The sequence below is a fragment of the Acinetobacter sp. ANC 4805 genome (genome assembly GCF_022549495.1).
Classification (GTDB): domain Bacteria; phylum Pseudomonadota; class Gammaproteobacteria; order Pseudomonadales; family Moraxellaceae; genus Acinetobacter.
Genome location: NZ_JAKZGD010000034.1, coordinates 1 through 224, shown reverse-complemented (window position 1 = coordinate 224; position 224 = coordinate 1). Strand labels below are relative to the sequence as shown.

The 224-nt window shown below is 46.9% G+C and carries 1 protein-coding gene; it reads left to right on the top strand.

The window, feature by feature from the left end:
- Window positions 1–224: hypothetical protein (locus tag MMP60_RS15880; protein ID WP_241337293.1), on the top strand; the 224-nt coding region annotated here is incomplete at both ends.

The following is a 224-nucleotide window of genomic DNA, read 5'->3' as shown; positions in this document are numbered from 1 at the left end:
AACACCACAAGTATCAATGCACTCACCACGACGGTGAACAACCAAGGTACACAAATCAGCAGCAATACCACAGACATTAGCACCTTAAAAGGCGGCTTTACCCTACAAACGAATGGTGCGAATGCAGGTGCAATCAAAGCAGGCGATACCGTTGATATCGGTGTTGCAGACCCAACAGATACAAACCTTACTGCAACCAAGACCGGTAAAGACATCGCATTTGC